Origin of the sequence: Acinetobacter sp. C32I (assembly GCF_023702715.1) — a bacterium.
Lineage (GTDB): Bacteria > Pseudomonadota > Gammaproteobacteria > Pseudomonadales > Moraxellaceae > Acinetobacter.
The window spans coordinates 1,387,831-1,406,987 of the sequence record NZ_CP098480.1; the positions used below are offsets into that span (position 1 = coordinate 1,387,831).

20 protein-coding genes are annotated in these 19,157 nt (G+C 41.3%); 4 read left to right on the plus strand and 16 right to left on the minus strand.

Translation table 11 applies throughout. The annotated features are described in order from the left end of the window. The first annotated feature begins 66 nt into the window (after window positions 1-66). Window positions 67-867: a M23 family metallopeptidase gene (locus tag NDN13_RS06825; RefSeq protein WP_251117679.1), complete on the plus strand. Its 801-nt coding sequence runs from the start codon at window positions 67-69 to the stop codon at window positions 865-867. A 72-nt stretch (window positions 868-939) separates the two neighbouring features. Here NDN13_RS06825 and NDN13_RS06830 read toward each other — a convergent pair whose 3' ends face one another. Further along, complete coding sequence (locus NDN13_RS06830) at window positions 940-1,362, minus strand: OsmC family protein (protein WP_070075167.1); 423 nt, start codon at window positions 1,360-1,362, stop codon at window positions 940-942. A gap of 148 nt (window positions 1,363-1,510) precedes the next feature. On the opposite strand from NDN13_RS06830, the gene crp reads away from it, so the two are divergent. Beyond that, on the plus strand, window positions 1,511-2,218 hold the full coding sequence (gene crp, locus NDN13_RS06835; protein ID WP_251117680.1) for a cAMP-activated global transcriptional regulator CRP: 708 nt from the start codon (window positions 1,511-1,513) through the stop codon (window positions 2,216-2,218). A 198-nt stretch (window positions 2,219-2,416) separates the two neighbouring features. Beyond that, window positions 2,417-3,193: a M48 family metallopeptidase gene (locus NDN13_RS06840; protein WP_251117681.1), complete on the plus strand. Its 777-nt coding sequence runs from the start codon at window positions 2,417-2,419 to the stop codon at window positions 3,191-3,193. 58 nt (window positions 3,194-3,251) lie between these two features. Here the strand turns inward: NDN13_RS06840 and NDN13_RS06845 are convergent, their stop codons facing one another. The 5 genes from NDN13_RS06845 to NDN13_RS06865 all read right to left on the minus strand — a co-directional run bounded on the left by NDN13_RS06845 (window position 3,252) and on the right by NDN13_RS06865 (window position 8,839). Next, window positions 3,252-4,130 carry a class I SAM-dependent methyltransferase gene (locus tag NDN13_RS06845; RefSeq protein WP_251117682.1) on the minus strand — a complete coding sequence of 293 codons (879 nt, stop codon included), beginning with the start codon at window positions 4,128-4,130 and terminating at the stop codon, window positions 3,252-3,254. Window positions 4,131-4,227: 97 nt separating this feature from the next. Then, on the minus strand, window positions 4,228-5,748 hold the full coding sequence (locus tag NDN13_RS06850; protein ID WP_251117683.1) for a flavin-containing monooxygenase: 1,521 nt from the start codon (window positions 5,746-5,748) through the stop codon (window positions 4,228-4,230). An 89-nt stretch (window positions 5,749-5,837) separates the two neighbouring features. After that, window positions 5,838-6,662, minus strand: a complete 825-nt coding sequence (locus NDN13_RS06855; RefSeq protein ID WP_251117684.1) for an SDR family NAD(P)-dependent oxidoreductase — start codon at window positions 6,660-6,662, stop codon at window positions 5,838-5,840. A 38-nt stretch (window positions 6,663-6,700) separates the two neighbouring features. Continuing rightward, window positions 6,701-7,675, minus strand: a complete 975-nt coding sequence (locus NDN13_RS06860) for a metal-dependent hydrolase (RefSeq protein WP_251117685.1) — start codon at window positions 7,673-7,675, stop codon at window positions 6,701-6,703. A 204-nt stretch (window positions 7,676-7,879) separates the two neighbouring features. Continuing rightward, the gene (locus NDN13_RS06865; protein ID WP_251117686.1) at window positions 7,880-8,839 is read right to left on the minus strand and encodes a metal-dependent hydrolase; all 960 of its coding nucleotides are present in this window, start codon (window positions 8,837-8,839) and stop codon (window positions 7,880-7,882) included. Window positions 8,840-9,330: 491 nt separating this feature from the next. On the opposite strand from NDN13_RS06865, the gene NDN13_RS06870 reads away from it, so the two are divergent. After that, window positions 9,331-9,948 carry a TetR/AcrR family transcriptional regulator gene (locus NDN13_RS06870; RefSeq protein WP_251117687.1) on the plus strand — a complete coding sequence of 206 codons (618 nt, stop codon included), beginning with the start codon at window positions 9,331-9,333 and terminating at the stop codon, window positions 9,946-9,948. A 30-nt stretch (window positions 9,949-9,978) separates the two neighbouring features. On the opposite strand, the gene NDN13_RS06875 is transcribed toward NDN13_RS06870, so the two are convergent. From NDN13_RS06875 to NDN13_RS06920, 10 genes are all read right to left on the minus strand, one after another. After that, window positions 9,979-10,911: a TauD/TfdA dioxygenase family protein gene (locus NDN13_RS06875; RefSeq protein ID WP_251117688.1), complete on the minus strand. Its 933-nt coding sequence runs from the start codon at window positions 10,909-10,911 to the stop codon at window positions 9,979-9,981. A 172-nt stretch (window positions 10,912-11,083) separates the two neighbouring features. Beyond that, window positions 11,084-11,908: an ABC transporter ATP-binding protein gene (locus NDN13_RS06880; protein ID WP_251117689.1), complete on the minus strand. Its 825-nt coding sequence runs from the start codon at window positions 11,906-11,908 to the stop codon at window positions 11,084-11,086. Between the two features lie 71 nt (window positions 11,909-11,979). After that, on the minus strand, window positions 11,980-12,195 hold the full coding sequence (locus tag NDN13_RS06885) for a TOBE domain-containing protein (RefSeq protein ID WP_004654121.1): 216 nt from the start codon (window positions 12,193-12,195) through the stop codon (window positions 11,980-11,982). 197 nt (window positions 12,196-12,392) lie between these two features. Next, the gene (locus NDN13_RS06890; RefSeq protein WP_251117690.1) at window positions 12,393-13,520 is read right to left on the minus strand and encodes a sigma-54 interaction domain-containing protein; all 1,128 of its coding nucleotides are present in this window, start codon (window positions 13,518-13,520) and stop codon (window positions 12,393-12,395) included. A gap of 138 nt (window positions 13,521-13,658) precedes the next feature. After that, a complete protein-coding gene (locus NDN13_RS06895) occupies window positions 13,659-14,681 on the minus strand; it encodes an ABC transporter substrate-binding protein (protein WP_251118184.1) in 1,023 nt (340 codons plus the stop codon). 13 nt (window positions 14,682-14,694) lie between these two features. Next, window positions 14,695-15,552 (minus strand): ABC transporter permease, encoded by an 858-nt coding sequence (locus tag NDN13_RS06900; RefSeq protein ID WP_251117691.1) that lies wholly within the window; start codon window positions 15,550-15,552, stop codon window positions 14,695-14,697. A 35-nt stretch (window positions 15,553-15,587) separates the two neighbouring features. Then, complete coding sequence (locus tag NDN13_RS06905; protein WP_004654129.1) at window positions 15,588-16,418, minus strand: ABC transporter ATP-binding protein; 831 nt, start codon at window positions 16,416-16,418, stop codon at window positions 15,588-15,590. Further along, entirely contained in the window at window positions 16,415-17,503 is a 1,089-nt protein-coding gene (locus NDN13_RS06910; protein ID WP_251117692.1) for an ABC transporter substrate-binding protein, read from the minus strand. Before NDN13_RS06910 ends, NDN13_RS06905 begins: the two co-directional genes overlap by 4 nt. Window positions 17,504-17,514: 11 nt before the next feature. Further along, window positions 17,515-18,303: an ABC transporter permease gene (locus tag NDN13_RS06915; protein ID WP_251117693.1), complete on the minus strand. Its 789-nt coding sequence runs from the start codon at window positions 18,301-18,303 to the stop codon at window positions 17,515-17,517. A 13-nt stretch (window positions 18,304-18,316) separates the two neighbouring features. Then, on the minus strand, window positions 18,317-19,156 hold the full coding sequence (locus NDN13_RS06920) for an ABC transporter permease (RefSeq protein ID WP_251117694.1): 840 nt from the start codon (window positions 19,154-19,156) through the stop codon (window positions 18,317-18,319). Between the last annotated feature and the right edge of the window lies 1 nt (window position 19,157).

A 19,157-nucleotide genomic window follows, 5' to 3' on the forward strand; every position in this document is an offset into this window, starting at 1 on the left:
ATCCTTATTGTGATTTTAAGGTGAACGTTTTAGCTTAAAGCTTTGCTGCAATTAAAAATGATCGCCATGCCTTTTAAAAAAATTTTACTCAGTGTTGCCTCCCTGCTTCCACTACATGCTGCTGTTGCACAACTGCCACAAGACTCTAGACGAGCAGGCGGTATTGCCGTAATTCCGCTTTCAACTGAAACAACCCAAGTCTTGTATGAACAAAAGCCTGTTTTGATTACACAACAAGGCAAGCAACGTTATGCCGTGTTTGGTATTCCACTTTCTGCTCCATTAGGTCCCTTGACCTTAGCGACCAATCACACCCCTATTCAGATCGAAGTGGCGCCCTACCGCTATGCTGAGCAGCGCTTAAACGTTAAAAATCAAGATTACGTTAACCCAAATCAAGAACAACTTGATCGTTATGCACGAGAAGCCAAAGAGCAAAATGATATTTATAGCTCTTTTTCCCAAAGTAACTGGACCCAGTTTCCTAACTTTATTCGGCCTACAGCTGGTAAATTTAGTAATTCATTTGGCAGAAAGCGTTTTTTCAATGGTGAAGAGCGCGCACCGCACTCAGGTTTGGACATCCCAGCGCCTGTGGGACAGAATGTTATCGCACCTGCTGATGGAGTCGTGGTACAGACAGGCAACTATTTCTTTAATGGCAACACTGTCCTGATTGATCATGGTCAAGGCCTGATCAGTATGTTCTGTCATTTGAGTAAAATTAACGTGGTCAAGGGACAACAGATTCATCAGGGTGAAACACTGGGGTTGGTCGGTAAAACTGGTCGTGTCACTGGACCACACCTGCATTGGGGAATGAGCCTGAATAATGCGCGGGTAGACCCACAATTATTTCTAAAATAAAAAGAAAAGCTTATAAAAAAAGTGACCTATAAAAACAGGTCACTTTTTAGTAAAACTTAATAATTTTAACTTTTAAGCAGCTTCAATAATTTCAAAATCGTGGGTAATTTCAACCCCACCATCGGCAAGCATTTTACTTGCTGAACAATATTTCTCAGCAGAAAGCTCAACTGCTTTTTCAACTTGTTTGGTTTTTACCGCTTTGCCAGTGACAATGAAGTGCAAATGGATTTTAGTGAATACCGCTGGAATTGAATCAGCTCTTTCTGCTTTCAGCTGACATACAACATCCGTCACATCTTGGCGAGATTTTTTTAAAATGGTCACAATATCAAACGAAGCACACCCACCAAGTCCCATTAAAATCAACTCCATAGGACGTGGACCACGGTTTTCACCGCCATATTCGGCAGAACCATCCATCACGACAGTATGGCCACTTTCTGATTTTGCCTCAAAAGCAACATTCTCTAACCAATGTACACTTGTTTGCATTGCAACTACCCGAAAAACGTTATAAATTTACTCTGTTCTTGTACACTAACATAAAATGAGTTGATAAGGAATTTCATCTCTTCTGTGTAGAAAAGGCTCTTACAAGAGTCTGTGCGATCGGTTTTATCCAAATTCGGAAATTTTAAGCATGACTTCAAATTTTTCACAACTTAGCACTGATGCTTTGTCTCCAGGTCAACTACCTGAATCAGTTAAAGCTTTGCTAAAACGTGCTCATATTAACAGATACCCTAAACGCACCACGATTGTTGACGCTGGAACGGAATCAAAATCACTGTATTTAATATTAAAAGGTTCAGTGTCAATTATCTTACGTGAAGATGACGAACGAGAAATCGTTGTCGCTTACCTCAATCCTGGCGATTTCTTTGGTGAAATGGGTCTTTTTGAAAAGAACCCTCAACGTACCGCAGAAGTACGTACGCGAGATGTCTGTGAAATTGCAGAAATTTCGTATGACAATTTTCATGAGTTAAGCAAGCAGTACCCAGATTTAAGTTACGCTGTGTTTGCTCAATTGGTCCGTCGTCTAAAAAATACAACGCGTAAAGTGACTGATCTAGCCTTCATTGATGTGTCTGGTCGTATTGCACGCTGTCTAATTGACTTATCTGCTCAACCAGAGGCAATGATTTTACCGAATGGGCGTCAGATTCGTATTACTCGTCAAGAAATTGGTCGTATCGTCGGTTGTTCTCGTGAAATGGTTGGACGTGTCCTCAAGACACTTGAAGATCAAGGCATGATTCAGACTGATGGTAAAGCAATCTTGATTTTTGATGCCTCTTTAGAAGAAAACACCTTCTCTGAAGATGAGTATGATGAGGAGGATTAATTTGATCTGAGATCAAATTGATTCGAACAAAGCCAGTGCTCATCACTGGCTTTCATTTTTTTACACAGAATACGCTTTGCTGATTACATAATTACAATGATTATAGAGGTATTCAGAATATTAACTGCTGTCAACATTTTCTATAATCCACCCTAATCACGACTATATTCATAAGATACTGATTTGGAGAGAATAAGTATGAAGAAATTAGCTTTGAGCCTGTGTGCTGTGACCGTAATGACAATTTCTGGCTGCGCATCTTTCGCAGACATGGCAGGCGCAGATAGCGCAACTTTAAATGCGCAATCAGCACAAAGCTTCTCAAAAATGACACAAGAAGCACGTGCCAAAAACCAGTTGGATAGCAGCTCAAGTACTTATCAGCGTATTAATACCGTATTTAACCGCTTAAAACCGTATGCGGATCAAATGAACCAGACCGGTCAACGCTTTCAGTGGCAACTTGCAGTACTTAAATCAGATACTGTTAACGCTTATGTAGCCCCTGGTGGCAAGGTTGTTTTCTATACCGGTATTGTGAACAAGCTGAATTTAACCAATGATGAAATTGCTGCGGTGATGGGACATGAAATGACCCATGCACTTGAAGAGCATGCAAAAAGTAAAATCGGCGCTCAGGCTTTAACTAATCTTGCAATTGGTATTGGTAAATCATATGCAGGCAGCAGCATTGGCGATCTAGGCAGTGCTGCAATCGATTTAGGCAGCCAGGTGGGGATTGGTCTACCATACTCACGTAACTTGGAAAGTCGTGCGGATTACGGCGGTTTAATGCTGATGGCGAAAGCAGGTTATAACCCGAATGCAGCAATCAGCCTATGGGAAAAAATGAATCGTCTTGATGGTGCTGGTGGTGGTTCGTTCCTATCGACTCACCCATCGAATACTCAACGTATTAGCGACATGCGTAAAAACTTGCCAGCAGCTTTAGCGGTTTATAACCAACGCCGTTAATTGATACTGCCCTTAAATACCCAAGTGTTTTAAGGGCTTTTTCTTTTTGCAACTTGAATCAAACATGCTGGAGACGTAGATGTAGCATATGCGTTGCAATTGTATGGCGGATATGATCAGGTCGAGCATGGAAATAACGTTCGGTTAAGCCATCTCCAGATAAATCCTCAGTAACGATATACCCCATTTGTTCTATGGCCTGATGCAATGTCTTTGGTCTAAATTGCCCTTTTAATGGCTCTCTTAAAAAACGGGTAAATTGCGACACAAACAAGGTTCCCAAACGCTCTATACCCTCCAACTCACGATAGTCAACCGAGTAGTCCAAGACCACCTCGCTGCCCTGTGCGGCAATCTGTGCAATGCTTGCCAAGGTCTTTAACGTCGTTTCGGGTTCAAGATAATGAGTGGTTCCCAACCATGAAAAAAAAGCAGCTTGATCCTGCTTAAACGTACTCCGCACCAGAGCATCAGCAATCGATTCTTTTTCAAAATCGATCGCAACAAATTCAACATTCGCTGGAAAGGCTCCAAATTGACGTAGTTTCTTTTGTTTGGCCGCTTGGGTATCTGGATGATCCACTTCATAAATCTTCAGCTGCGGATACTGCTGTGCTTGTCTGAGAGTAAATGAATCAAGACCTGCCCCAACCAATACATATTGTGTTACGCCCCGCTCAATCGCAGTATGGAGTTGATCTTCGGCATAGCGTGAACGCCCAACCACCTGTCCAGTCAATAAACCGAAACTGCGGTTAAAGATTGATGAATTCATGATTTTCACGGTCAATGACGTACTTAATAAAGCCTTCCAACCTTGACTGGTCAACTCAAAGGCAAAAGGGTCCGAAAAAACTGGATTTTCTGCATGTTGAAAATGATTGGCGCGTAATGCTGCCGCTGCTTCAGCCGTTCGGCTTGATTGCCCTTCTTTCATCGTTATTTTCCCTATATGTCTTTCTATCTTGCAAAAAATAAGCAGCAAATTCCATCGCTAGATAAAATTTACTGCTTTTTGCTGATTAAACTAAAAATCAGTTGGTTTTTTCAGTCTGATAAGTCACTTGGTAATCATTCAAATCCATACGCTTTAAACGTTGCTTTAACTTTTTCAACGACCATGGCCAAGCAGCAAAGTTACGACCATTGGCATCTAAATAATAACTCTTACAGCCACCGGCATTAAACACGGTAGTCTTTAGATGTTTCTGTACCAATTCATTATGCTGCTTGATCACTTCAGGTTTGATATTCAGCTTAGCGATGCCTTTTTCTTTGATTTTCAGTAGACCGTCCACAATATAATCAAGTTGCGCTTCAGCCAAACCAATAAATGAGTCATATACCAAGACATTTGGTCCTAAGACCAAGAATGCATTCGGTACATTTTCAATACTGGTACCCAAATACGCTTCTGGTGAACTACTTTTCCAAAGATCATTCAGAATTTGACCGTTCTCATTGGTCACACGCTTGCCAATAGGCGGATGTGATACCTCAAAGCCTGTTCCCCAAATAATCACATCGACTTCATGACGCTCGCCATTCGCCGACACTACAGTATTGCCTTCTACTTTTACCAATCCGTGTGGAATCAACGTGGTATTTGGCTGTTGTAAGGCTGGATAGTAGTTGTTAGCGAATAAAAGACGTTTACAACCAATAGTAAAGTTCGGAGTTACGTTTTTACGTAATTCAGGATCTTCAATCTGGAAACGTAAAATCAGTTTAGCCAATTCACCCACTGGTTTTAACACCGCTGGATTACGTAAACCAAAGTTAATCGCATTCAGTGACTGAGCCACTGTTTGACGCCAGGTTTTCTGGATCAGTGGAAATTTTTCAATCAAGGCTTTACTGACATCACCTAAATCGGTATCTGGCTTTGGTACTACCCAAGGCGCAGTACGCTGATAGACATACAGTTCTTTTGCCAATGGTTGAATCTGAGGTACGAACTGAATCGCAGAAGCGCCGGTACCTATCACAGCAATACGTTTGCCGGTTAGATCGTAATCATGATTCCATTTTGCCGAGTGGAACATTTCGCCTTTAAAGGTTTCTAAGCCTTCAAGTTTAGGAATTTGTGCTTCGGTAATTGGCCCTGTTGCAAAGACGGTAGTACGCGCTAAGAATTGGCCTTTATTGGTGTCCATCACCCATAAATTACGCTCCTTGTCCCATGCCGCATTGAGTAATTCAGTACCGAATTCAATTTTTGAGCTTACCCCAAAATCTTCACTCACTTCCTCTAAATAGCTCAGAATCTCAGGTTGGCGAGCGAATAGATGACTCCATTTCGCACTGGGTGCAAATGAGTATGAATACAGTGCTGATGGAACATCACAACCACACCCTGGATAAGTATTTTCACGCCAAGTTCCCCCTACACGGGTCGCTTTTTCAATAATCTTGTAGTTGCTATAACCCACTTGATCAAGACGAATTGCAGTCGCAATACCTGAAATACCAGCACCCACAATAAAGGTGTCATAGATATGTTGGGGTAACGCCTTTCCTTCAGCTGAGTTTAATTTTTTTGCTTGAGCTGTCATTTAAAATATCCTTTCTTCATTCAACTGCAATAAGTCTGTCGATAATCGAGTTTCTTATATCAGTGTTTAAAATCTGTTATCTACGGTCATTACTTCATAAAACGGTATGAGGTACCTAAGAATCTGGCATATAAGTTCGGTGCAGTACGCTTCATCAACCAAAATAACTTGGCATCGATTTGTGGAATGGTATAAAGCTCACCTTTATCCAAACGATCCAAAGTCAATTTGGCCACCTTGTCACTGGTGGTAAAAGCCAAATTGGTGAGAGCATAATCTAATAGCCCTTTATGCGGGACTTTGCCATTTTTAATGATGTTGGTCGGTACTAAAGTCGGACACAACACATTCACTTTGATGTTATGTTTTCTCAATTCAGCCGAAAGTGTTTCGGACAAGGCACGAACACCTGCTTTAGAGACGTTATAGACGGTCATTTCTGGTGCTGCAGTATAAGATGCAGCAGAAGCCACATTAATGATTGCGCCATGGCCAAGTTGTTTAAACTTCGGCACAAAAGCACGGCAGCCGTGGATGACACCCCATAAATTAATATTCATGCACCAATGCCAATCTTCAGAAGACATTTCATCAAACTTGCCTCCTAGCCCAATCCCAGCATTATTAATCACCAATGTGACTGGACTCTGCATCAATTGCTGGGCCTGCTCAGCCAACTGATTGACTTGCTCTTCTTTGGCAACATCACATTGCACAGCAAAGGCTTTTGCTCCAAGTGCCTCAACCAAACCCACCGTTTCTTTTGCGGCATCAAGGTTAATGTCCGAACACACGACTGTGCCGCCACGTTTTGCCAGTTCAAGTGCAAAACTACGACCAATCCCGCTTCCTGCACCAGTCACCACAGCGAATGCTTTTTGGCTTGGCTTGGTTTTTTTCCCAAATAATTTCATCTTTATTTTCCAGCAATCTTGTATTTATAACGACCCAGTTATGCAGTCGCTGCACGTACAGGTGGTACAAACTCTTTAAGGAAATACGGGCTTAATAAACCTGTTTCAGGGTTTAATAAACGCTCTTTGTAATACGCCATATACGCAGTGGTATCATGGTCATTGGGATGAAAGCTTGGACGCAGATATTCCAGAATGTGCATAAAGCTGCTGCCAAATACGCCACGCTCGCTACCGAACAGTAAGGCTGTGCTTTCCACAATATCTTTCATATAACGAGGATTAATCAGGTTGCTTGGTTTACGTACAAACGGCATCAGATAACCACCCAATGACACCCCACCAAGAATCGTTAAGCTTGCCAACAAAAAGCCTGTAATTCTGAGCCAGTAATTGCCTGAAAGCTCAAGGAAGACATCATAGGCAATGTCTTTATGTTCAGATTCTTCCAGCATGTGCCACATCCACATGGCGCGCTGACGCTCATCTTGTGAACCCAGCAAGTAGTCTTCGTGTTGCATCATGAATTCAGCCAACACTGCTGTGTAATGCTCAATCCCAGCCATCAATGAAAGCTGTAACGATTGCGGTAGCTTGTAAATGCCATAATCAAAGACTTTACCCGCAATGGCGCGCAACAATTCAACGGGATAGCCATTTTCCTTCAACACTTCATCATTAAACTGATTGTGGATTTTTGAATGAATCGCCTCTTGCCCAATCAGTGAAGTCAATCTTTGTTTCAAAATCGGATCTGCAATAAAATCACGATGATGGCGTGCGGTTTCAATTACCACATCTTCACCAAAAGTGAGAAAGATGGATAAAGCATGAAAATAGGAGGTGGCGAGTTCTTTATTTAAAAAGAACTTTTCGTCCAATTCTGCTGGATTGAATTTGAAATCAAAATGGCGAATTGGAATCGGTGATTTACTTGCAAGGTTCTGAACGATCCCTTGATATTTGGTACTGAGTTTGTCTGAAAAGACATTACGAAGAACTTGAGCGACCATATCTTGATCCCCTAAAACTGCATTACAACTTAAAAGGCTTAGCCAATTTGTATATCTCTACATACAGCGACTGGATAAGATTGCTTGGTTGCATAGTGCATGACGACAATATAGGCAACAAGAACCAAACTGCTCATCGCACGCTGAGCTTTTTTGCCAATTCAGCGCGCAATGACATGCATACTGTGCATACTTAATTCAGCATTAAGCCGCTTGTACCTTTGGTGTAAATTCCTTCACAAAGAATGGATGTAAAGCACCACCCTCTGAGAGAAGTTTCTTTTCGTAATATTCAAAATATGCTGATGCATCATGATCATTCGGATGGAAATCGGTACGTAAATAATCAAAGATTCGACCTTGAGTACTCCCAAACACACCATCTACTGGGCTAAAGATCAACTTGACGCCACGACGTGCATCTTTCCAGAATTTCGAAGTCAGCATTTCTTGTGGCTTACGTAAAATTGGCACCATGGTTGCCGAAAACGGGATTAATCCAAGAATGGTGAAATAAGCCAAGAAGAAGCCTGAAACACGTAAGGCATAGTTACCATTCAGTGTTTGATAAACATCATAGGCAACATCTTTATGCTCTGATTCTTCCAACATATGCCACATCCACAATGCACGTGTTTTAGCATCATCAGAGAAATAGAAGTTCTGCTCATGTGCCATCATGTACTCTGCCAGTACAGCAGTAAAATGCTCAATCCCAGCCATCAATGACAGCTTTAAAGGTTGCGGGAATTTCAAGAAAATATGATCAAAAAATTGTTCACCCAAGAAGCGATAGAGTCTTACTGGATAATCGAGTTCAACAATTGCATCATTAAACTCATTATGTAGTTTGGAATGGATTGCTTCCTGACCAATTAATGAAGTCACACGCTGTCTTAAGATAGGATCTTTGAGTTGATCACGATGATGACGGGCGGTTTCGATCACCAGATCTTCACCATACGTTAAGAATACAGAAAGTGTTGCAAAGAAAATCGTAGCAAACTGATTATTCATATAGAAAGATAAATCAACTTGTTTGCCTTCAAATCCGATAGCCAAATGACGAATAGGAATCGTTTTTTTACTCGCAAAATCAATTTGCTCAGTTATTGGGTTAGATTTAAATAGACTTAAACCTTTCTTTAATGTGCTGCTAATCATGGCTACACCTACCTACTTCACTTGAGCGTCTTTTGCCCTTTTACATTCTTTGAATATGGTTCATCTCTTTTCGTATTTCTAAAAAGCAAGCGCTAGGTTACGAAAAAATATTCGGGAGATCTATTTAAACCATTTCCTCCACTAAAATTAGAGTAAACCGATCTTATGTTCGGATTCAATTCGGGTAATTCTCGAGGTTTTAGCAGGTAGATTTTTCATAAAAGTTGTTCGTTATTCATTTTTTAAAATAGAAATAAGTAAAACTTAATTTTAATTTTTATATTTATTATCAAACAGATAATTAAAATTAAAAACAAAGATTATTGATGTAAATCCGTATCTGTCTTTAAGAAACCAGATTTTATTACAGATAAAATACAAATATTAAAAAGCATGTAATTTTATTTGTTCGGATTAATTTACTCTGACTTCCCCTGCATTCAACCGCATGTTAATCTGAAGTTATGTTCGGATTTTAATAATAAGATTTTATGGTAACTCGTAAACCACGTCAGTCACGTTCTAAAGTGACTGTAGATACGATTATTGAAGCAGGCTTTATTGCCGTTGCAACCAACGGGACCAGCGGCACCACCACACGGCATATTGCAGATATTGCAGGGGTCAGTGTTGGCTCTTTATATGAGTATTTTAAAAATAAAGAAGAAATTTATGACGCCATGGCAAGAACCTTCGTCAAAGAAGTTTTGGACATGGTAAAAGAACTGACGCCAATCATGATCGAACAAGAGCTAGAGCCCTTATTTGGAATGATCTTCTATACTTTCCGTGATTTGCTTACACGTGATGATGATCGTTATCTAATTTGCCTGCGTTATGCGACAGAACTCAAATACGAGAAATATATAGGTCAAATAGAAATGGCACTGATGGAGGTTTTGATGAAATATATGATTCGCCATCCTCGTTACCTAAAGGTCAATAATCTCAGCGTGACTGCTTATATCAGTATTAATAGTAGTATCTTCAATGTCGCTCGTCACTTGATTTTACCCAATCCTCAAATCAGCTTTGATGAAATGGTGAAAGGTTTAAGCACCATGATTATTAGTTATATTGAAGCCGAGTTGGCCAGAGCAGAACCATAAAAAAGCCAGCTTATGCTGGCTGCTCAAATCTTAAAAGGGTCTTGCACCCGCTAGACTGACTCGTTTCAATAAACGACGCTGTTCGGCAGGAAATGCAGTACGTGAGTGCAAGGTCAACTGATTGTCCCAATACACAATATCGCCAATTTCCCATTGATGCTCATAGCGATACTTGGGTTGCACAATATGCGCTCTTAAACGTTCGATCAATGCAGCACCCTTTTGATCGTCGTAGCCTACGACTTCAACTTCGGTTTGCGCATCCAGATAGATACCACGACGACCACTTTCAGAATGGGTACGAACTAATGGATGCGGGAATGCAGTGCCTAATATCGGTTGATCAGAAAAGCGATATTTTGGAATTGGACTTTTATCTTTAAGACGCAAGAACGGGTTATAGGTGATCAGTTGTAAACCTTCAATTTCGTCTTTGGTTGCTTGGTCAAGATCTTCATAGGCCTGTACGGTATTGTACCAACTAGTTGCTCCACCATCTTGAGGAATTTCAATCGCATAAAGCAAAGAACCACTGGAAGGTTGTGGGGTCCAGTGATGGTCACTATGCGGTGTCAATTCACCATGCCCAGTATAATCCCCTTCACCGACGGCATTGGATACAGGCACAATGTCTGGTGGAACATGGGTATCATGATTGGTTGCTAATACAGGGACATCGGTGGGTGGACGGAAGATTCCGCCAAAATAGCTGGCAAAAGCGAGCAGGTCATTATCTTCCAAGTCTTGTGACTTAAATACCAGAATTAAATGCTCATGCAATGCTTTCTTGAGTTTCAAAATCACTTCTGAACTTTGTGGCTGACTGGCATCAAGTCCTGTCACAATTGCACCTAAAGCCCCATTGATCGGTGTAATTTGTACAGTGTCCAAGCTATGTTTTTTATATTCATGCCAACGTGGTGCGCTTTCGATCGCGGCTGAGAGTTGTGTGAGTACGGTCATTATCGTTCCTATCATGCATTGATTATTTTAAAAGCGTTGAGCTTTATTAAGTTTTCCCCCAATCACTCTATCCAGTGATTAATTTAAATATATGCAAACCACTCAATTTAAGAAGCAATATTTTTATATTAATTTAGTCATTTTTATGATTATAAAACCAGCTCACTTGGATTTACCAAGCGAACTGAAATTGATTAAATTCTTTTACAGGAGGAATAATTAAATGATCTTCATCCACATGACTAAAATCAGTCAAAATATCATTTCGAATTGCAGACAGTCGCACATCTTCCCGTACCCGTGGATGTGCTAAATGAACGGGAACAATCCGCTTGATTCGGCCTGGATTCGGTTGCATCACCACCACACGATCACCAAGGAATACGGCCTCCTCAACATCATGCGTCACGATAATCATGGTAATTTTTTCGGTTTGCCAGATCCGTTGTAATTCCTTTTGTAGATTGGCACGTGTCAGTGCATCTAGTGCGCCAAAAGGTTCATCTAGCAACAATATTTTGGGTCGATTAATCAGACTTCTGGCAATGGCAACACGTTGGCTCATCCCACCTGAAAGCTGTGCTGGATAAGCATCTTTAAACTTGCTTAACCCAACTAGCTCAATATGTTCATCAATAAGTTGATCCTGCTCCTTTCTTGTGAGTTGACTGTTTAATAAGGCAACCCGAATATTATCCTTCACATTCAGCCACGGAAATAAGCGGTGATCTTGGAACACAATTCCTCGTTCCAAACTGGTGCCATCAATCGGCTGACCATCAACCAGAATTTTTCCTTCGAATTGATCATCCAAACCAACCAGTAAACGGAGTAAAGTTGATTTCCCACAACCACTACTCCCCACAATACTGACAAATTCTCCTGCTTGAATATTGAGTGAAACATCATCTAAAACCTTAAGTGCATGGTCTTGATACTGACCATACGATTTATTAAGATGATTAATTTGCACTGATCCGACATTAAATGATGTCATTTTAAACCCCCTACACTATAGGAATTAAAAATATAATAAAAAATGGATTTATTATATTTATCCATCATTTACTATAGCTTTGCCAATGCAACTTCTGTCGACTTAATTAATACGATCACTTCACTACCTAATTCTAAGTTTAGATTTTTAACTGAACGTGTGGTAATCACAGAAGTAAATACCCCTGCCGGTGTTTCAACATCCACCTCGGAAACAACACTTCCTTCAATAATTTCTTTTACGACACCACGAAACTGATTACGCACATTAATTTGAGGAATACTCATTTTTCACCACTTTATAACGATTTCAATAAATTGTGATTGTTATATTAGGCAAAGCACCAATATTTAGAACTAATATTTTTTAATATTTTTTGATTAAAAAGTTATATTTATTTTACTTCATTGATTATTATTTTTTTCGCAAAGTAATTTTAAAGCAATAAAAAGGTGAACCTCTGCCACCTGATTATCGACTCTGATTAATTTAATAACTCCTCTAACATAATATTCACCACTTTATCGTTTCCCACCAATCCATATTTGACCAATCGTGCACGCACGATATTGCGGCTAATCCCTAAAAGCTTTGCTGTTTGCACCTGATTGCGATGGCAATACTCATAAGCAATACGAATAGTCGCCTCTTCAATCAAGCGATCAAGATTTTCATTTTTCAATGCATGTGAGGATTCAAACAGATTCAACAACGCATGTTGCAGCATTTGCTTAGGCAGTAGATCTGTCCGTGGAATGGTCTGGGTGCTTTTTTCCAAGTCAGAAATTTGTCGTAAATTTAGGCTACTGGATAAGGATGCAAAGCAAAAATCCGTAGGTTGAATTTGATGGTTCTTGCAGACCAGTAAGGCATGATGAATGGCATTTTCCAATTCTCGAATATTACCCGGATAGCCATAGGTCAATAGTTTCTGAACTGCACTTGGGCTCAATGTCGCAATGGGATAGCCCAAACGCTTACAATATTGGGCAATAAAGAAGTTTGCTAAAGGTAGAATATCGCCCGGACGTTCTGCCAAAGGTGATACCTTCAATAAGGCCACATTCAAACGATAGAATAAATCTTCTCTAAATTTTCCAGCCTGTACTGCTTCATCCAGATGGACGTTAGTTGCCGCAATGACACGAACATTCAGCTTAATCGGCTTGAGTGAACCGACGCGAACAATTTCACGCTCTTGCAACACCCTTAATAATTTCACCTGCATCGCTGGAGATAAATCACCGACTTCATCCAAGAACAAGGTGCCGTGATTGGCGGCTTCGAACCAACCGGCCTTGCTATTAATTGCGCCAGTAAACGCACCTTTTTCATGCCCGAACAGTTCACTTTCCGCCAATGACTCGGTAAATGCACCACAATTTACTGCCACAAAAGGACCCCGACTACGCTGGCTCATCATATGTACTTGCCTTGCAACCAGCTCCTTACCTGTTCCTGTATTACCAATAATCAGAACACTGGCCTCGCTGGGTGCAATCTGTTCAATACGATCCAGCAAATCTCTTGATTTTTGATCTTCAAAAACCATGGCTGTCGCACGCTCAGTCCGCGTTAAGGTATGATTTTGTGGATAAGTAATGAATGACATGCATTTACTTCCCTATTGTTCGAAAAGAGAAGTTATCTTGCATGACTATTGGTTTAAATAGAAATCAATAATTCACCTTTGTTATTTCCATTTATTAAAATAGAAAAAAACCATTATTAATTAAACTCAAAATCAAACTTATTTTTGACTATATTCATTATATTGATTGCTATATATCTTGTTATAATCTATCTGATTCTGTTTTAACTGACCTTCTTCAATTAAATTATCGACCCATATTTTAAAATCACCATCTTCAAACTTACCTGCGCTGCTTGGAATCCCCCACTGTGTCCAATATTTTAACATCGCGCCATTTTCAGGGCGTTTACGCTTTTGCAAAATCTGCTCGAAACGTGCAATCACCTGATCTCTAGGCTGTTGTCTAGACCATTCAATCGCTTGGGCAATCCCTGTAACCACTTTGCGGGTGGTGTTGGGGTGCTCAGCAATATAACGATTCGCCATGACATAGCTGCCCGTGGTGAGATCCCCTACCAAATCATAGTCCCGATAAAGACGGCGTACACCACCCCGTTCTATCGCTGGGCCTGCCAATGGTGCCAAATCAACATGACCACTTCGCAAGGCTTGCTCAGCAGAACCCGGTGGCAACACCACAAGCGTCACCTGACTAATTTGCTCAGGGCTTAAGCCACCTTTCTTTAAATAACTTTTGAGCATGTATTCCACTTGTGCGCCCAGAATATTGGTGCCGACCTTTTTGCCAATTAAATCTTTAGCAGAATGGATCGGACTATGTTCAAGGACATAATAGCCTGCAAAAGGATCATCAAAGGTGCCATATGCGGCGATCACCACGGTTCCCGGTACGCCACTGGCCACCATTTTGACCGCCGAACCTGCAAAACTTGGACTGCTAATATCACTATCTCCCGATAATGCAGATTGAATACCTTGTGGCCCGCCTGTTGAAACACCCTGATAGCTTAATTTAATTGGTGCAAGATAACCCAAATCTTCAGCCAGCTCTAAGGGAGTAACGATGCCGGGCGAACCGAGATATTTAAATTCTAAAGATTCAAGACCATCACTTCGTGCCACTTTCAGCTCTGGTTTGCTACATCCCCACAGAAGCACAGACATCGCAATCACCGAACTTATTCTGCCTAAATATTTTTTCCAGTCTGGCTGATGCATCATCTTCTCCTGACTAACGTTCAATTTTCCAAGCGGTTAAACGCTTTTCAATCGCAAGCAAACTGTAGTTAAACAGCAAACCAATGGTGGTGATACTAATGATGCCAAAAAACATTTCAGGAATCTGGAAGTTATATTGTGCATAGTTAATCAAATAACCCAGACCGGCCTTTGCCCCAACCATCTCAGCCGCAATCAACATCAGCACCGAGAATGAGCCAGCCAATCGTACACCCACAAAAATCGTTGGAATCGCTGCGGGTAAAATCACTTTCCGGAACAGTTGAACTGGACTCAGTCCCATGGTTCGGGCTGACTTGATCAATAGTGGATCAACATTACGAACACCACTAATGGTATTTAATAGAATTGGCCATGTGCAGGCATAGGTGACTAAAGCAATTTTTGAGCTTTCACCGATGCCGAGGAACAAGATAAATACTGGCAATAAGGCCAAAGCCGCCGTATTACGGAACACTTCAAGCAATGGATTCAGAAATTCGGAAAAGCGGGTGTACCAACCAATGGCTAAACCGAGTGGAATCGCAATCAGAATTGCGAAAATAAACCCGCTGAGCGAGCGAATCAAACTGGCTTGTACATGCGTGAGTAGCTGACCATTTTGAATCAGATTCCAGCCGCTGAGCAGCACAGTGGAAAAGGCTGGTAAGAAAGCAGAATCGACCAACCCAATACGTGGCACAATTTCCCAAACAGCTAAAAATAATAAAATTGCGGCTGAACGTTTAAATGTTGTAGACAACCAAGCTAAATTTACATCAGTCTCAAAAGATTTGGACTTTTGAGTTGAGCGAATCGATTGCTGCTGAATGGTTTTCGGAAAGGTTAAGGTATCTTTTGAACTCGACATAATCACCTCTAATGTTTATTGATTGAATATTGGACTTAAGCCACCAGTTGCTTTTGTTTTTCTTGTGCTTGTGCTTTCAAGACTTCTTCGCGCAATAAGCTCCAAATTTGATGACGCAACTGATTGAACTCAGGACTGGAACGCACATCCTCCTGATCACTTCGTAATGCAGCTGGCACTTCAATCACCTGTTTAATGCGTCCGGGGCGAGAGGTCATAATGGCAATGCGTTGCCCCAAATAGATTGCTTCGTCAATGCTATGCGTGATAAAAATGATGGTCTTCTGAGTCTGTTGCCAAATTTTCACCAATTCAGCCTGTAAGGTTTCACGGGTCTGTGCATCCAGTGCCGCAAATGGTTCATCCATCAATAAAATGTCAGGGTCATAGGCCAAACTTCTGGCAATTGCAACACGTTGCTTCATCCCGCCTGAAAGCTCATTGGGATAATGATGTTCAAATTCAGCCAACCCAACCAGATTTAAAAAATACTTTGCGGTTTGATAACGCTGTTCTTTGCTGACACCCTTGGCATCCAAGCCAAATTCAATATTTTGTAGCGCGGTCAACCATGGAAACAGTGCATATTGCTGAAAGACAATGCCACGGTCCAACCCCGGTTTTTTAATCGCTTGCCCATCAATCAGAATTTGCCCCGTGGTCGGAGTCGTCAAACCAGCCAATAAATCCAATAATGTCGATTTACCACAACCGCTTGGCCCGACAATGGCAACAAACTCCCCGGCCTTAACATCTAAAGACAGATTTTCAACCGCTACAAAATCTTCTGCTTGGACTTTTGCGCCTTTGACTTTTTTGGCAGCAAAAGACTTATAAACATTTTCAATTTTTAATTTTGTGCTCATTGGGTATGCTCCTTACTGCGCTGATCGTCAGCTACATTTTTGTTTTCACGTGCATAGGGATTAAACTGGTTAGTGAATAAAGCATCCGCCTTAACCTGATTCGGTTTAAATTCGCCTCTTTTCACAAATAAATCGATCCAGCGTTGATATTGTGCGGCATTGAGCAAACCACCTTGACTCACCACACCATAACTGCGCCAGTACTGCATCAATACATCGCTTTCATTGCGTTTTCTTTTTTCAATAATGCTTTTAAAGCGCGCCAACACTTGCTCACGTGGTGTTTGCTTGGTCCATTCCACAGCTTTGGCCACACCTGTGACAAATTGCTTGACCACTTCTGGATGTTGTTGAATAAATTTCTCGGTAAAGACATAACTGCCTGCAGTAAAACTGCCATATAAATCTGTATCCGAGACCAGTTTTCTTAGACCACCTCGCTCTAAGGCTTTATCCTGAAAAATAGAAACCAGTGCAGCAGCATCCACCTGTCCAGCACGTAAAGCCTGTTCGGTATTGGTTGGCGGTAAAACAACAAACTCAACCTGATTGATTTCATCATTACTTAAACCTTGGCGAGCTAAATAGTCTTTTAAAACAAATTCGTAATGTGCACCCAAAGTATTTACGGCCACTTTTTTGCCGATCAAATCACGCGCTGAATGAATCGGACTATTATTCGGAACGTAATAACCCACCCAGCTTTTATCATCACTCCCATACGAGGCAACCACCGCTTTGATCTTGATGCCCGCAGCAGCTAATTTGATGATTGCACCGTCAAATGCAGTTGCCACATCTACATCACCCGTGGTCAACGCCTGTAAATCCTGGGGACCACCTTGCACACTGCCCACATATTTCAGCTTTAAGTCACCTAAATAACCCAAGTCTTCAGCCAGCTCAGGCAATGACACTACACTGGTTAAAGATTGGTAGCGGAGTTCATGTACCTGATTAGGAGGTACTTCTGAGTCCTTACTACAAGCGACCAAAGCCAAAACCATTAAACTGAAGATGCTGAACTGACTCAGCCATTTCAATTGACCTCTGAAATACTGCCCAAAATTTTGTTTTTGTTTCATTTTTTATTCTCCTAGCGGCGCCAAACCAAAATACGACGCTCAGCTAAATTGGCTAAGCTATTCCACGCCACACCGATAAAACCAATCACGATTAAACCAAATACAATCAGACCAACATCTAAAGCAGCCCGTCCACGAATCACAATATTGCCCAGTCCAACACCATAGTTAGCCAACAGGAACTCTGCCCCGATGGTCGCCACCCAAGCGAAAATTAAACCCAGTTGTAAGCCCAAAAAGATTTGGCTGGCTGCCGCAGGTAAAATCAGTTTGCTCAAGGTCTGCCAAGCATTGAATTGATAGACTTTGGCAACTTCGTATTGATGCAATGGAATTTGTCTTACCCCATCGATAGTATGTAAGGCCACGGGATAAAAGACGGAAAGCACGATAAATAAGATTTTTGCGCTATTGCCATAATCCAAAAAGGTGGTGATTAACGGTAACCAAGCAAACAAAGAAATCTGCCGTAATACATTAAAACTAGGTAAAAATAAATAATTAGCCCAGCGCGAGACACCCACGACAATGCCAAAAGTAATGGCTAGAATGCTACCCAATACAAAACCCGTCAGATCACGGAACAAGCTTGCACCCAGACCTATCCAAAACTCTTGCTGCTGGAATTGATGAATTGCAATCTGCACCACCTCAAATGGTGCTGGAATGAGTTTCGGATTAACCCAATTCAACTTGGATGTGATCGCCCACAACATAATGAAAGCAATCGGCAGCACCAAACCGTAAACGCTTAAATAACTGAAATTAAATCTTGGTTTTGATGTAGACGTAATAGACATATTCAATCCCTCTTTAAAATGCACTGCGTTGCCAATGGCTAAACCAGCGTTCAACCCAGCCCAAGATATGATCTAAAACAAAACCAACAATCCCGATCACAATGACAGCCATAAAAATAATGTCGGGCTGAATCAGTTGCCGCCCCCACACGATCAGATAGCCAATTCCTTCACTACTGGCTAACAGCTCGACAAAAACCAGAGACAACCACGCTTGCATAATCCCCTGACGTAAGCCACTGACAATATTCGGCAATGCAGAAGGCAAAATAACACGGCGAAATCGCTGCCATGTACTAAAGCGATACACCTGAGAGACTTCTAATAAATGCGGAGCTACATTCAAGACACTGCGATAGGTCGCAACCAACACAGGTACAAATACCGCAAGCGAAATCGCTGCAATTTTTAGGCTTTCATCGATGCCTAAGAAAATCATCAGTAATGGAATCCAGCCAATTACTGGAAATTGCGCAATCAAATTAAAAGTGGGATAAATAAACTTATATGCGATACGTGATAATCCGATGAGGAAACCCAAGAACAGTCCGATACTGCCCCCGACCAAAACACTCCAAGCAACCCGTTTTAAGCTGATCCATAAATTATCCTGTAACTCATGCGTATCAATCAGCTCCAAGGTGGTTTGCCAAACCAAGGCTGGACTGGGCAAAATTTGTTCAGGCAACCATTGCTTCTGAAAGACATAATGCCAAACCGCCAATGCAATCGCAGGTAAAACCAAAGCCAATACAATACGAACTGCCCATAGGCCAATTTGCTTGAAATAAGGGCCTAAATTGATTCGCTGCCAAGTGTGTTCACTTTCTAATTGAGTTTCGATGCTACTCATT